The following is a 14139-nucleotide window of genomic DNA, read 5'->3' as shown; positions in this document are numbered from 1 at the left end:
GCACCGCGTCTGGCGTTCGCTCGCAGCCTTCCCCCTTCGAATCCGGCACTAAACGCGCAAGTCTTGGCCGTCCCACAGAAAACGAGCTGCCATGACCCTCCGCCTCCTCACTCTCTCCCTGCTGATCCTCTACCCTGTTGCCTGGTTTGCTCCCCTGATGCGGGCGGGTCTGCTGCCGATCTTCGGCCTCAGCGAGATCTCGGTGATCACCGGCTTGCAGAGCCTCTGGGGCAGCGATGTCATCCTCGCTCTGACGGTCACGGCTTTTGCGATCTTTGCGCCTTATCTCAAAACCATCGGGCTGGCGCTGGTGCAATGGGGCCTGCTGGATATGCGGCTACAGCCCGTCCTCCATATTCTGGGCAAGCTGGCGATGGCCGATGTCTTTCTGATCGCGCTCTATATCACCCTGGCCAAGGGGATCGGCTACGCGACGATCGAAACCGCCTGGGGGCTTTATCTGTTTACAGGCTGTATCCTGGCCTCGGTGGTGCTGGGGCTGATAACCGAGCGGCGGGTCAGAACTGCCGAGTAAGAACCGGGTCCGCGGGGGCTCTGCCCCCGGCCTTGCGGCCTCCCCCGGGATATTTCCGGCCAGAAGAAATCCGCTACTTCCCATCTTCTGGCGTCAAATATCCCGGAGCGCGAGGCAGCGCCTCGCAGGATCGGTTTCAGCGACCGCAACACTTGAACAAACCGGAAACATCTGCCAGATCTACCGGATGGCAAAAACAACATATTCCTGCTCTGCCTGCGGAGCATCTTTTTCAAAGTGGTCCGGGCGCTGCGATGGCTGTGGCGAGTGGAATTCCATCACCGAAGACAAGGGCCTGTCCAAAGGCGGCCCGGCGTCGAAATCTCTCGGCATGCGCCGGGGCAAGACCATTCCACTCAGCGATCTTGCAACCGAGGAGACGCCACCGCCACGCACCTGCTGCGGGGTTGCGGAACTGGACAGGGTGCTGGGCGGCGGGCTGGTGCCTGCCTCGGCCATTCTGGTGGGCGGCGATCCTGGGATCGGGAAATCGACGCTGCTGCTACAGGCGGCGGCGCAGTTTGCCCATTCAGGCCTCAAGACGATCTATGTCAGCGGCGAAGAGGCCAGTGCGCAGGTACGCATGCGGGCGCAGCGGCTGGGATTGGCTGAAGCGCCGGTCAAGCTGGCGGCGGAGACCAATCTGCGCGATATCCTGACCACGCTGGAGGCGGAGCGGCCACAGCTGGCGATCATCGACTCCATTCAGACCATGTGGGCCGATCATGTGGACAGCGCGCCGGGATCCGTAAGCCAGGTCCGTGCCGCGGCGCATGAGCTGACCACCTTTGCCAAGACCAATGGGATCTCCATCATCATGGTGGGCCATGTCACCAAGGAAGGCCAGATTGCCGGTCCGCGGGTGGTCGAGCATATGGTGGATACCGTGCTGTATTTCGAAGGCGAGCGCGGGCATCAGTTCCGCATTCTGCGCGCGGTCAAGAACCGCTTTGGTCCGGCGGATGAGATCGGCGTCTTCGAGATGACCGGTGGCGGGCTGAGCGAAGTCCGCAACCCCTCGGCGCTGTTTCTGTCGGAACGCGGCACACCCTCGCCCGGTTCTGTGGTGTTTTCTGGCATTGAAGGTACCCGCCCGGTTCTGGTCGAGATGCAGGCGCTGGTCGCGCCCTCGCCGCATTCGCAGCCACGCCGGGCCGTGGTGGGCTGGGACTCTTCGCGCCTGGCGATGATCCTTGCCGTGCTGGAGGCGCGCTGCGGCATCCCCTTTGCCGGGCTCGACGTCTATCTGAATGTGGCCGGCGGCATGAAGATCTCGGAGCCTGCGGCGGATCTGGCGGTGGCGGCGGCGCTGCTCAGCGCCCGCGAAGACACCGCATTGCCCTCTGATACGGTGGTATTCGGAGAAATATCGCTCTCAGGAGCCCTGCGACCGGCCCCGCAGACCGAAAACCGGTTGAAAGAAGCGCAAAAACTTGGTTTCACCGCAGCGATAGCTCCAAGTGGTGGCAAATCCGTCGCGGTCCCCGGACTTGCGGTGCGGCAGGCCTCTGATCTCGCCGGTTTTGTTGGCGAATACTTTGGGGCTGGCTAAAGTCGCAAGAATTCTAATCGCAGGTTAACGGGCGAGGGACATGGAAGGTTTCACCATTATCGACGGGGTCGTGGCCCTGGTCATTGTTGTATCAGCGTTGCTGGCCTATTCGCGCGGTTTCGTGCGTGAGGCGATGGCCATCGCTGGTTGGATCGCCGCCGCCATCTTGGCCTTTCTGTTTGCGCCACAGGTTGAGCCGCTGATGGCCGAGATCCCGGTCATCGGGGAGTTCATTGCGGACAGCTGCGAATTGTCGATCATCGCTGCGTTTGCCGCGGTCTTTGCGCTGGCGCTGATCGTGGTGTCGTTCTTCACGCCGCTGTTCTCATCATTGGTCCAGCGCTCGGCGCTTGGCGGGCTGGATCAGGGGATCGGCTTCTTCTTCGGGGTGCTGCGCGGCATCCTGTTGGTGGCGATTGCCTTCTTCCTCTATAATGTGGTTATGACCGGCCAGAGCTTTACCATCGTGGACGAGAGCCGCTCTGCGGTGGTGTTTGAGCGGATGATCGGCAAGATCGAAGACCGCAACCCCGAGCAGGCGCTTGGATGGGTGACCACACAATATGAAAGCCTGATCGGCTCCTGCGACAAGTGAGGCGGACGCCGATCCGCCGCCAGTGGGCGGCTGCGCGGATCACGGGTGCGGGCGAGAAACGGGATTGCAACCGGACTGAAACGGGGCGCCTTCGGGCGCCCTTTTTTAATACATCGGGTCACGCCTGCGACCGGAGGCGCGTTGTGGCGCCCATGGGAAGCGCCGCCTCGACTGGCGATGACAGCCTCCGGTTAGGGCTGCGCAGTGCGGGCTTTGGAGCGATGGAGACTTATCCAATTCCGACATTCCAGCCCCGACTGGCGTTTACCTTTCCTAACATCAAGAACGCCTATTAACGCTTTATTAACCAATTAGAATCGCGATTTTTAGCGCCTGATCGCCGCCCTACTCCATGTGCTGAGCGCGGGGGCAAACCGATAAAAGTTAACAAATCCTGTGATCGGAGGTGTTTTTCGGCAACAATTTGGGGAATGAGGCGGCTTTGGAGACCAAAAACCCCGCTGTTGTCCCAATCGGCCCGATCCTTGCCCCAATTCCGTCCAAATTCGGAGCGCACATTGGTGTCAACAAGACGCCGGACAGAACGTCAGGCCTATCGCTCAGAAGGACAACACCATGCTGCTGGATCACTCGACATCATTTGCGGACTGTCAGCCGGTTGGTCTTCTGATGGATTTCCCGACAGCTGCGCGCCCTGCCGCATGCAACCGCAGCCGCCTGCGTCCGCGCACCGGCGGTCTGCTGCCGCATATGATGATCGAGACCGAGCGTGGGTTTGTACAGGCCCGTCACGTCAAGCCCGGCGACAAGGTCTACACCCTGGATGGCGGTGCGCAGGAGGTGACCGGTGTCAAACACGCGGTGCCGCGCCTCACTTCTCTGGTGCATGTGCCCGCCGGCGCTTTGGGCAACGATGACGATCTGATGCTGCCCGCCGATCAGCAGGTTGGTCTGGAACTGGCTGCCGTCGAGCGGCTGTTTGATGTGCCCACCGCGATCACCAAGGTGGTGTCGCTGATTGGCTACAACGGCATCTCTGCCGCCATGCCGGAGAAGATGGCCCGCATCTATCTGTCCTTTGCCGAGGAAGAAATGATCTGGGCTGCCTGCGGGATGCTGGTACATGTTGCACATGAGAACACCGCCAACAGCGCCGATGATGGTGCCTTCCGGGAGCTGTCGCTGGCCGAAACCCGTCAGATCCTCGCCAGCGAGGACGGGCGTGCTCTTTCTGACGCGGGCAAGGACGAGACCGACAGCCGCGAAGATGACCGTGACGATGTGCTCTCCGCCTTTGACATGCTGCGCGGGCTGCTGGCCGCCTGAGGCTGACGCGGGCGCGAACCGGACACGGATCTGGACATTGCCGGTCACGGGATCTGCGTATCCCACGCTGTTCCCCAAATAAATATGCTCCGCCCCCCTCCTGCGGCCTGCGACATTTCGCAGGTTTTTTTGTTTTTGGCGGCTGTCCGACGGCGGTCAGGGCTGCGGTTTTTTTACCCAACTGTCGTGAAACCGTGATCCTTGGGTGACATGCGCGGACGGACCCTCTATGTGGGGGACATCCTGACAACCGGATTCGGAGCTACACCGCCTTGCCGATGCCGCAGATGCCCCCCGCCCACCCGTTTGACGATGACAAGCTGCGCGAAGAATGCGGCATCTTTGGCGTCGTCGGCGTCCAGGACGCTTCCAACTTTGTCGCGCTCGGCCTGCACGCCCTGCAACACCGGGGACAGGAGGCCGGCGGCATTGTCACCCATGATCCTGTCGAAGGGTTCCAGAGCGCCCGTCGTTTCGGCTATGTCCGCGACAACTTCACCTCGCAGGATGTGATGTCCACCCTGCCCGGCCCCATCGGGATTGGCCATGTGCGCTATTCCACCGCCGGGTCCAAGGGTCAGACTGCGATCCGGGACGTGCAGCCTTTCTTTGGCGAATTCGCTATGGGCGGTGCAGCGATTGCCCACAACGGCAATATCACCAACGCCAATGCCCTGCGCCGCGAACTGATCGAGCGCGGCTCGATCTTCCAGAGCTCGTCCGACAGTGAGTGCATCATTCATCTGATGGCCCGCTCGTTGCAGCGCAATATCCCGGAGCGGATGGAAGATGCGCTGCGCCGGGTCGAAGGCGCCTTCTCGGTTGTCGCCATGACCCGGACCAAGCTGATCGGTGTCCGCGACCCGCTGGGCGTGCGCCCGCTGGTGCTGGGTCGGGTCGGCGAAGGCTATGCACTGAGTTCGGAGACCTGTGCGCTGGACATCATCGGCGCCGAGTTCCTGCGCGAGATCGAGCCGGGCGAAATGGTGGTGATCACCGACAAAGGTGTCGAGAGCCATTTCCCGTTCCGCCGCCAGTCGTCCAAGTTCTGCATCTTTGAACATGTCTATTTCTCCCGCCCTGATTCGATCCTTGGCGGGCGGTCCGTCTATGAGACCCGCGAAGCCATCGGTCGCGAGCTGGCAAAGGAAAACCCGGTCGAGGCGGATCTGGTCTGCCCGGTGCCGGACAGCGGCACGCCCGCAGCGATCGGCTATTCGCTGCAATCGGGCATTCCCTATGCGATGGGGATCATCCGCAACCAGTATATGGGCCGGACTTTCATTGAGCCGACCGAGCAGATCCGCAACATGGGCGTGCGCCTGAAGCTGAACGTGAACCGCGCCCTGATCGAGGGCAAGCGGGTGATCCTGGTGGATGATTCCGTGGTGCGTGGGACAACATCGCGCAAAATCAAGGAGATGATCCTGGATGCCGGGGCCAGCGAGGTGCATTTCCGCATTGCCTCGCCGCCGACCGCTTGGCCCTGTTTCTATGGTGTGGACACACCCGAACGTGACAAGCTGCTGGCCGCAACCATGTCCGAGGATCAGATGGCCAAACATCTGGCCGTGGACAGCCTGAAGTTCATCTCGCTGGACGGGCTTTACCGGGCCGTCGGGCAGGATCAGGGCCGTAACAGCAAATGCCCGCAGTATTGTGATGCCTGTTTCTCGGGCGAATACCCTGTTGTTCCGACCGATATGGTCGAACGGGGGTTTGAAATGAAGTCGCCGGCAGAGTAAGAGCGCAGCCGATATCAGTTCGACTCATGAGGCGCTGATCACCGGATCGGCGCCTCTTTCCTTTTTGCCCCTGCCCCCGAAAGGCCGTCCCCTTGGATCCACATCTCGCCCGCATGCTTGGCTCGCAGCGCCAGTGTCGCTGTTGCGGAGCGACGTTTGCCCAGCTGTTGAGCCTCAGCTGCGACCGGCCCGACGTCTGCCCGGAGGATATGTTTGTGCATGACAACACGGCGATCTCGGCGCAGGCGGGGGATGTGCTGACCGAAGATTTCTGCCGCCTGGGGCATCTGCGCTTTGTGCGGGCGGTGCTGGCTGTACCGCTGGCGGACACCCGTGGAGAAGAGTTCATTCTGGGCACATGGGCGCGGCTCAGCCAAGAGGATTTCGATGCCTATCTCGACCGCTTCGAGATGCAGGACACCGAAGATATGGACAGCAAGCGGGCCTGGCTGGCCAATGCCATTCCGCCCGATGACAGCGAGTCTGTTGAAGCGATGCTGCATATGCGGCCCGAAGGGCAATACCCTGAGCTACAGATCTCCGAGCCGGATCACCCGCTTTACAATCTGCAGATGGTCGGCGCGCAGATGGAAGAGTTGCTGGGGCTGCTTTATGCCTATGGCCACGATCTGCCCTCGCTCATCTATGATGCCTGAGGAGGCTGCTCTGCGCGCCGCCTAGGCGCTGCACTGTCGCTTTTGCAAGATGCGACACCTGAGACTTCAAGCCCCCTGCGCGCAATTGCGCAGGGTCACTTGGCGGAATGGGCGGGCGTTTGCGCAGGGCGCCGGGGCGCACCGGCATGGGCTTGCCCACGCTCTCGGCGCCCCCTGTTCCCGGCAGTGCACAGCTGATAGCCGAAGGGCGATACCGCACAAGAAAGAAATCCTGTCCAGAATGGCAAATCGTGAGAACGGCAAGACGCCGGCCAATGTCGCCGGTCATGCCACCCAGAAAGACGCATTGCACCGCAACCGCCTCAGCCTTCTGGGGTTGTTCGGCGCCAACGACAACCTGAGCGCCATGGTGCGGATGCCGAACGGCCGCATGCAGATCGTGACCCGCGGCAGCCGCCTGTCCGGTGGCGAAGTTGTTGCCATTGATGCCGACGGCCTGATCCTTCAGAAAAACGGCAAGGCATCACGTCTGGCGATGCCGGGCGGGTGACCCGCAACCGGCGCGCGGACGGGCATCACGCCCAGGCTTGAGACCGCTGCGCCGCTTTGGCCCCTTGACCCGCGCCGCGCTGCGCCGCACAAGGCGCCCATGACACAGAAACTCGCTCTCATCACCGGGGCCTCACGGGGCCTGGGCGCCGCCCTCGCAGAGGCATTGGCGCCGACGCATCACATCGTCGCCGTGGCCCGCACCACAGGCGCATTGGAAGAGCTGGACGATCGTATCAAGGCCAACGGTGGCTCGGCGACTCTGGCCCCTATGGATATCACCGTTCCGGAGGCCATGGCCACGCTCTGCCGGGGCATCCATGATCGCTGGGGGCAGCTGGACCTCTGGCTGCACACCGCCATTCACGCCGCGCCGCTGAGCCCGGCGCAATTCGTGGCGGCCAAGGACTGGCAGAAATCCATCGCGATCAATGCCACGGCACCCTCCGTTCTGATCCCCTATGTCGCGCCGCTTCTGGGGCAGACCGGTCAGGCCGTATTCTTTGACGATCCCCGCGCGGGCGAGAAATTCTTTGGAGCCTATGGCGCCAGCAAGGCCGCGCAGATGTCGCTGGCCAACAGCTGGCAGGTCGAAAGCGCCAAGACCGGCCCCAAGGTGCAGGTGCTGACGCCAAATCCGATGGCGACAGCGGTGCGCGCACGGTTCTTTCCGGGTGAAGATCGCGATGCCCTGAGCACGCCGCAGGCCGAGGCCGCACGGCTGCTCCCCGAGATTCTGGCCGCCGCCGACTGATCTGAGGGTCAGAGACACCCGCAAACTGCGCGAACACGCGGCTTTCCGCCGACCGGTGCCTGCAACGGGCGCCGGTCGTTCTGGTTTTCAAGCGGGCCAGAAAATCTGTGACCTCTGTGCCGCAGGGGCTGGCGCCGGGCGCTCTGGTCGGGATCACGACGGGGAAAGGCTTGCCCCCTTTTGCCCCACATCTTATTCAGGTCTGGAGTGCAGATCGGCGTAATCACGCCCGACACATAGGCTGCCAGAGCCAGACGAGAGGCCCCGTCCATGCGAATTCTGATCACCAATGACGATGGCATCAGCGCCCCCGGCCTTGCGGTTCTGGAGCAGATCGCCCGCGAGGTTGCAGGTCCCGGCGGAGAGGTCTGGACAGTGGCACCGGCGTTTGAGCAATCCGGCGTTGGTCATTGCATCAGCTACACCCGCCCCTTCATGCTGAGCCAGCTGGGCGAACATCGCTTTGCCGCAGAAGGATCGCCTGCGGACTGTGTGTTGGCCGGGCTGCATGTGGTGATGAAAGACCAGCAACCGGATCTGGTGTTGTCCGGGGTAAACCGGGGCAACAATTCTGCCGAGAACGCGCTCTACTCCGGCACCCTCGGCGGGGCGATGGAGGCGGCATTGCAGGGCATTCCGGCCATGGGCCTGTCGCAGTATTTTGGGCCTCAGAACGCGCAGCTTGAAAACCCGTTTGAGGCAGCCGCCCAACATGGTGCCGATCTGATCCGTTCCATCTTGGAAGCGCAACCCAAGGAAGACGCCGATTACCGCTTGTTTTACAACATTAATTTCCCACCTGTCCCTGCCGCTGATGTGAGGGGACGGCGGATTTCACCGCAGGGTTTCCGGCGCGGCAGCCATTTCTCGGCCGAGGAGCAGACCTCCCCCAACGGGCGGCGCTACCTGTGGATCCGTGGTGGCAACCAGCATGTTGCCACCGCCGAGGGCAGTGACGCAGCGCAGAACCTGGCAGGCTATATCTCCGTGACGCCGATGCGGGCGGATCTGACCGCGACAGATGCGCTGGAGCGCCTGAAGGGCATTGAATGAGCGACCCGACAGCTGAAACCAAAATGCAGTTCCTGTTCGCCCTGCGCTCGCGCGGGGTGACGGATGCGCAGGTCCTCGATGCAATGGAACAGATCGACCGCGGCCCCTTTGTGCGGGGGCTGTTTTCGGCGCGCGCCTACGAGGATATGCCGTTGCCGATCGCCTGCGGGCAGACCATTTCGCAGCCCTCTGTTGTCGGTCTGATGACCCAGGCCTTGCAGATCTCGCCCCGCGATACGGTGCTGGAAGTTGGCACCGGCTCTGGCTATCAGGCCGCGATCCTGAGCAAGCTGGCGCGGCGGGTCTATACCGTGGATCGTCATGCGCGGCTGGTGCGGGAGGCGCGGCAGATCTTCGACCAACTGCACCTGTCCAATATTACCTCACTGGTCGGCGATGGCAGCCACGGCCTGCCCGAACAGGCGCCTTTTGATCGAATCATCGTGACCGCTGCCGCCGAAGACCCGCCCGGCCCACTCTTGGCGCAGCTGAAGACCGGCGGTATTATGGTGGTGCCCGTGGGGCAGTCCGACACTGTACAGACGCTGATCCGTGTTCAAAAAACCGACAGCGGCCTCGAATACGACGAATTGCGCCCGGTGCGTTTTGTTCCCCTGCTTGAGGGGATCGGCAAAGACACGTAAGGGAGGGGCAAGAGACCCGCCCACCCCAACCGCTCCGGACATCCTCGAGCGGGATCGCGTGGCTGGCCGACAGACTATTGGCAAGCCCCAGGGATAATGGGGGCCCGCAAGACGGGAACGGCGTTCCGAGGAGAGCGAAATGACAGTGACTGTACCCACCCACCGCAATCGTGTGACAGGACGCAAGGCGCTGATGGCGCTGCCGCTGGTGGCCGTGCTGGCGGCCTGCGAGGCACCGCTGGATTACGATCTGCGCGGCCAGATCGGTGCGTTCAACACGACAAAGGCGGCGCAGACCGCAACCGCCAGCCGCCCGAAACCCGATGCCAAGGGGCTGATCACCTATCCATCCTATCAGGTGGCCGTTGCCCGTCGCGGCGATACGCTGAACGATGTGGCAGGCCGCATTGGTCTGCCCGCCAGCGAGCTGGCCCGGTTCAACGGGATGAAGCCCGACGATCCGCTGCGGCAGGGGGAGATCATTGCCCTGCCCCGCCGCGCACCCGGTACGGCGACCAGCGGCGGCGTCGATATCGCCTCGCTGGCGGGGGATGCGATCGACAGCGCCCCATCGACCACACCCTCGGCGGCAAGCACCGTCAGCACAACGCCGCTGGCACCGCAGCCGACCGCAAGCAAGCCGCAGGTCCAAAGCGGCCCAGAGCCGGTGCGCCATAAGGTGAAGCGCGGCGAAACCGCTTATACCGTCTCGCGGCTTTATCAGGTGCCGGTGAAATCCCTTGCGGAATGGAACGGCCTCGGCAGCGATTTTGCCATCCGTGAGGGCCAGTTCCTGCTGATCCCGCTGAAGGACCGCCCAGCCCCGCGCAAGGAAGCATCCGCAGTGGTGGTTCCGGCCGCCGCCACCGTCACCGCGCCGGGTGAAGGCACCAATACGCCCCTGCCGCCAAGCGCCACCAAGCCACTGCCGCAGGAAACCGTCGCGCCCGCGGCCCAGGCGCCGAAAGCGCTGCCTAAGGTAGAGGTCCCGACCCCGACCCGCAGCTCCAGCGCCGCGATGGGCTTCCCGGTCAAGGGCAAGATCATCCGCACCTATTCCAAGGGCAAGAACGACGGCATTGATATCGCCGGTGCAGCGGGCGCCCCGGTGCAGGCCGCCGATGGCGGTACGGTGGCGGCGATCACCAAGGATTCCAACAATATTCCGATCATTGTGATCCGCCACGACGCCAAGCTGCTGACGGTCTATGCCAATGTCGACAAGATCGAGGTGAACAAGGGCGACACCGTCTCGCGCGGTCAGACCATCGCCGCATTGCGGGACGGACCCGCTGCCTATGTGCATTTCGAGGTGCGCAACGGCTTTGAAAGCGTCGATCCGCTGCCCTATCTGCAATAAACGTCGCAAGCGGCAACAGGCAATAAAGAGACGGCGCTCCGGGTCATCCCGAGCGCCGTCTTTTGGTTGATCACAGCTGTTCAATCATGGCTGCTGCCGTCTTTGCGGTCAGCTGACCTTCACCCCATGGCGGCCGGCCAGATCGGTAAAAAACTGCCAGGCCACCCGGCCCGAGCGGGCGCCGCGCGTGGCCTGCCATTCGATCGCCTCGGCGCGCAGAACCGGTTCCGGCACCACAACGCCATAGGCCGCGCAATAGCCTGATATCATGGCGAGATATTCATCCTGATCGCAGGGGTGGAAACCCAGCCACAGCCCGAACCGATCCGAGAGAGAGACCTTTTCCTCAACGGCTTCCGACGGGTTGATGGCGCTGGAGCGTTCGTTCTCGATCATATCACGCGGCATCAGGTGACGGCGATTGGAGGTGGCATAGAACAGCACATTGTCCGGCCGACCTTCGATGCCGCCATCCAGCACCGCTTTCAGGCTTTTGTAGTGCTGATCGTCATGGCCAAAGGACAGGTCATCGCAGAACAGGATGAACCGCTCGGGCGCTGCCCGCAGATGGTTCAGCAGACGCGCGACCGATGGCAGATCCTCGCGCTGCAGCTCCACCAGTTTCAGAGCGGGGAATTCCGGCGACAGCTGTCCGTGGATCGCTTTCACAAGGCTGGATTTACCCATCCCCCGCGCGCCCCAGAGCAGTGCATTATTGGCGCCGAACCCGGCGGCAAAGCGGCGGGTATTGTCCAGCAGCGTGTCGCGCGCGCGGTCGATCCCCAGCAGCAGCTCAAGATCGACGCGGTTCACGATTTCGACAGCCTCCAGCCGGTCCGGGGCCACATGCCAGACAAAGGCAGAGGCAGCACCAAAGTCAGGCGCTTTCAGCGGCGCAGGTGCCATCCGTTCCAGCGCATCGGCGATGCGGCTCAGGCTTGTGTCATCCATCGGGGCCTCCGGTCTATTGCACGTGGGGCGTATCGGCGCGCTCGGGCTCAGCTTTCCTGCGGCTCGATCATGTCGACGCGCGTGGCATGTCGGCCGCCCTCGAACTCAGCATTAAGGAAGGCATCGACAATTTCAATCGCCAGGCTGTCGCCTACCACACGCGCCCCGATAGAGAGCATGTTGGCGTTATTGTGCTGGCGGATCATCTTGGCCGAGAAAGTCTCTGAGCAGACGCCGCAGCGGATGCCTTTGACCTTGTTCGCGGCCATCATGATGCCCTGGCCGGTGCCGCAGAGGATAATGCCCAGATCGCAATCACCCGAGGCAACGCGCTCTGCCGCAGCCGCGCCATGTTTGGGGTAATGCGTGCTTTCCGGTGTTGTCGGACCGATATCAACCACCTCATATCCGTTTGCGGCAATATGCGTGGCGATGGCCTGGCGCAGGTCGATTGCGGCGTGATCGCTGGAAAGAACAACGCGGGTGGGTTTGGTCTGGTCCATGGGTGTCTCCGTCGGTGGGTTACCGGCGTCAAAGCATGTTCCGGCTGCGCGAGCAAGGGGGCAGCCTATACACCCCTGCCCGATCCGCCCTGGCGCCCCGGCCGCATGAGAAAGGGCGCACCGTCTCCGGCGCGCCCTTCCTCGATATGCTGGTCCTGATCTGGCAGGAGCAGATCCGGTCTGGATTACCGGGTCTTGCCGTCGTCCTCATCGTCGAACTCGGCCATCAGAGGGTCGTCTTCGGGATGCCGGTCCATCTCCTCGTACAGATCGTCGCCGTCATCATCCTCGTCATCATAGTAGCCTTCTGCGCGCAGCTTGGCCTCGCGGGTCTTTTCCACCTGACGCACCAACAGGATCGACAGCTCGTAAAGGCCATAGACCACCGAGAACAGGATGCCTTGGGTGATCACATCCGGCGGCGTCACCAGCGCAGCCAGCACCAGAATGGCGACAACCGCGTATTTGCGCACGCTGCCAAGACCATCGGCGCTGACCAGCCCGGCCTTGCCCATCAGGGTCAGGAGCACCGGCAGCTGGAAACACAGCCCAAAGGCCATAATGAACTTCAGCGTGATGTCCAGCGACTCGTTGACCTTGCCAAAGAAGGTGATGCGCACACCTTCTGTGGTTTCCGGCACCACGGCGGCATCCGCAGGCAGGTTGTCGACCGCGCCGGACAAGAGGTTGGCAAAGATGGATGACACATCGGCAAAGCCAAGGAAAAACGCCATCGCCAGCGGTGTGACCACGAAATGGGCAAAACTGGCCCCCAAGAGGAACATCACCGGCGAGGCGATGAGGAAGGGCAAAAAGGCGTTCTTCTCTGTCTTGTAGAGCCCCGGTGCCACAAAGCGCCAGAGCTGGAAGCCGATGACCGGGAATGACAGCGCAAAGCCAAACACCATGGAGATGCGGAACAGCGTGAACAGATATTCCTGTGGGCTGGTGTATTGCAGCGTTGGCGACGGGTCGCCGAGGCTGCGCAGGGTTTCCTCGATCGGGCCAAGCAGGAACTGCAGGATCGGCTCTGCCACGGTGAAGGCAAGCACGATCCCCACGATGAACGCGCCAACCGCCCGGATCAGGCGGGTGCGCAATTCGGCCAGATGCTCAATCAGCGGCGCTGTGCTGTCGTCGATATCCTCGGACGCGCTCATGTCTTGGTCTCACTTTCTGACGTCGCCGACGTGTCTGTGGCAGCCAGGGCCGCCTCCGCTTCGGCTGCCTTGGCCTGGGCCTCTGCGGCCTCGCGTGCCTTGCGGTCCGCAGCGGCACGGGCAGTGGCCGCCTGGATCTTCTTGGCATCCTCAGCCCGCTCAGCGGCCAGTTTCCCGGTTTCACTGTCGGGGTCGAACTTGGTCGGGTCGATGGATTTTGCCATATCCTGCGCGGCCTGTTTGACGCCGTCCATTGCGGTATTGACCGGGTTGGCCGCCGCTTTCAGCCCCTTGGCCATCTCATTGACGCCCGCCTCATCGGCGGCGTCATTCATGGCCCGGCTGAATTCGCGCGCCATGCCCTTGGCCTTGCCCACGAACCGTCCGACATTGCGGAACAAAACCGGCAGGTCCTTGGGCCCGACAACAATCAGCGCCACAACGCCGATAACCATGAGTTCGGTCCACCCAAGATCAAACATCGCGGCTTAGACCTTGTCTTTTTCGGTCTCGGGCGTCACGTCGCGCGCGGTCTCGGCGGTGGTCTCTTCTTCCAGCTCCTTGGTGCTGTCGTTCACGCCCTTTTTGAAGGCGGTGATGCCTTTGCCGACCTCACCCATCAGCGAGGAAATCTTGCCGCGGCCAAAGAGGACCAGAACCACGACGGCGATGAGCAGCAGGCCGGGAAGGCCGATATTGTTAAGCATGAGAGCGTCTCCTTCTGCGGCAGATCCGCCGGGAGACGGTCTGCGTTGTTGTTTGACCTGTTTTTAAGCGCCGAGCCCCCGGCGGGAAAAGCGGTGAGACATCGGCAGGGGCGTGGATTCCGCACAA

The 14139-nt window shown here is 62.5% G+C and carries 16 protein-coding genes; 11 read left to right on the top strand and 5 right to left on the bottom strand.

The window, feature by feature from the left end; genetic code table 11:
• Positions 1-91: 91 nt before the first annotated feature.
• From WLQ66_RS04335 to WLQ66_RS04285, 11 genes are all read left to right on the top strand, one after another.
• On the top strand, positions 92-535 hold the full coding sequence (locus WLQ66_RS04335; RefSeq protein ID WP_340545156.1) for a paraquat-inducible protein A: 444 nt from the start codon (positions 92-94) through the stop codon (positions 533-535).
• Between the two features lie 187 nt (positions 536-722).
• On the top strand, positions 723-2087 hold the full coding sequence (gene radA / locus WLQ66_RS04330) for a DNA repair protein RadA (protein ID WP_340545155.1): 1365 nt from the start codon (positions 723-725) through the stop codon (positions 2085-2087).
• Positions 2088-2127: 40 nt separating this feature from the next.
• The gene (locus WLQ66_RS04325) at positions 2128-2682 is read left to right on the top strand and encodes a CvpA family protein (protein WP_340545154.1); all 555 of its coding nucleotides are present in this window, start codon (positions 2128-2130) and stop codon (positions 2680-2682) included.
• Between the two features lie 576 nt (positions 2683-3258).
• Positions 3259-3969, top strand: a complete 711-nt coding sequence (locus WLQ66_RS04320) for a Hint domain-containing protein (RefSeq protein WP_340545153.1) — start codon at positions 3259-3261, stop codon at positions 3967-3969.
• Positions 3970-4256: 287 nt separating this feature from the next.
• Positions 4257-5714, top strand: a complete 1458-nt coding sequence (purF, locus tag WLQ66_RS04315; protein WP_374015315.1) for an amidophosphoribosyltransferase — start codon at positions 4257-4259, stop codon at positions 5712-5714.
• A gap of 113 nt (positions 5715-5827) precedes the next feature.
• Positions 5828-6370, top strand: coding sequence for a DUF2199 domain-containing protein (locus WLQ66_RS04310; protein WP_340546295.1), 543 nt, complete (start codon positions 5828-5830; stop codon positions 6368-6370).
• Between the two features lie 241 nt (positions 6371-6611).
• On the top strand, positions 6612-6881 hold the full coding sequence (locus WLQ66_RS04305; protein ID WP_340545151.1) for a hypothetical protein: 270 nt from the start codon (positions 6612-6614) through the stop codon (positions 6879-6881).
• A gap of 99 nt (positions 6882-6980) precedes the next feature.
• Positions 6981-7634 (top strand): SDR family NAD(P)-dependent oxidoreductase, encoded by a 654-nt coding sequence (locus WLQ66_RS04300; RefSeq protein WP_340545150.1) that lies wholly within the window; start codon positions 6981-6983, stop codon positions 7632-7634.
• Positions 7635-7904: 270 nt separating this feature from the next.
• On the top strand, positions 7905-8687 hold the full coding sequence (gene surE, locus WLQ66_RS04295; protein WP_340545149.1) for a 5'/3'-nucleotidase SurE: 783 nt from the start codon (positions 7905-7907) through the stop codon (positions 8685-8687).
• Positions 8684-9331 (top strand): protein-L-isoaspartate(D-aspartate) O-methyltransferase, encoded by a 648-nt coding sequence (locus WLQ66_RS04290; protein ID WP_340545148.1) that lies wholly within the window; start codon positions 8684-8686, stop codon positions 9329-9331. Before surE ends, WLQ66_RS04290 begins: the two co-directional genes overlap by 4 nt.
• Before the next feature lie 139 nt (positions 9332-9470).
• Entirely contained in the window at positions 9471-10691 is a 1221-nt protein-coding gene (locus WLQ66_RS04285) for a peptidoglycan DD-metalloendopeptidase family protein (protein ID WP_340545147.1), read from the top strand.
• A 108-nt stretch (positions 10692-10799) separates the two neighbouring features.
• Here WLQ66_RS04285 and WLQ66_RS04280 read toward each other — a convergent pair whose 3' ends face one another.
• The 5 genes from WLQ66_RS04280 to tatA form a co-directional block, all read right to left on the bottom strand.
• Positions 10800-11642 carry an ATP-binding protein gene (locus tag WLQ66_RS04280; protein WP_340545146.1) on the bottom strand — a complete coding sequence of 281 codons (843 nt, stop codon included), beginning with the start codon at positions 11640-11642 and terminating at the stop codon, positions 10800-10802.
• A 47-nt stretch (positions 11643-11689) separates the two neighbouring features.
• On the bottom strand, positions 11690-12145 hold the full coding sequence (rpiB, locus tag WLQ66_RS04275; protein WP_340545145.1) for a ribose 5-phosphate isomerase B: 456 nt from the start codon (positions 12143-12145) through the stop codon (positions 11690-11692).
• A 185-nt stretch (positions 12146-12330) separates the two neighbouring features.
• A complete protein-coding gene (tatC, locus tag WLQ66_RS04270) occupies positions 12331-13305 on the bottom strand; it encodes a twin-arginine translocase subunit TatC (protein ID WP_340545144.1) in 975 nt (324 codons plus the stop codon).
• Positions 13302-13787 (bottom strand): Sec-independent protein translocase protein TatB, encoded by a 486-nt coding sequence (gene tatB, locus WLQ66_RS04265; RefSeq protein ID WP_260087519.1) that lies wholly within the window; start codon positions 13785-13787, stop codon positions 13302-13304. Before tatB ends, tatC begins: the two co-directional genes overlap by 4 nt.
• A gap of 6 nt (positions 13788-13793) precedes the next feature.
• Positions 13794-14012: a twin-arginine translocase TatA/TatE family subunit gene (gene tatA / locus WLQ66_RS04260; protein WP_260080776.1), complete on the bottom strand. Its 219-nt coding sequence runs from the start codon at positions 14010-14012 to the stop codon at positions 13794-13796.
• Positions 14013-14139: the final 127 nt, after the last annotated feature.

This window comes from Phaeobacter sp. A36a-5a (assembly GCF_037911135.1).
Lineage (GTDB): Bacteria > Pseudomonadota > Alphaproteobacteria > Rhodobacterales > Rhodobacteraceae > Phaeobacter > Phaeobacter bryozoorum.
The sequence above is the reverse complement of the archived record's forward strand: the minus strand, read 5'-3'. Positions and strand labels throughout refer to the sequence as shown.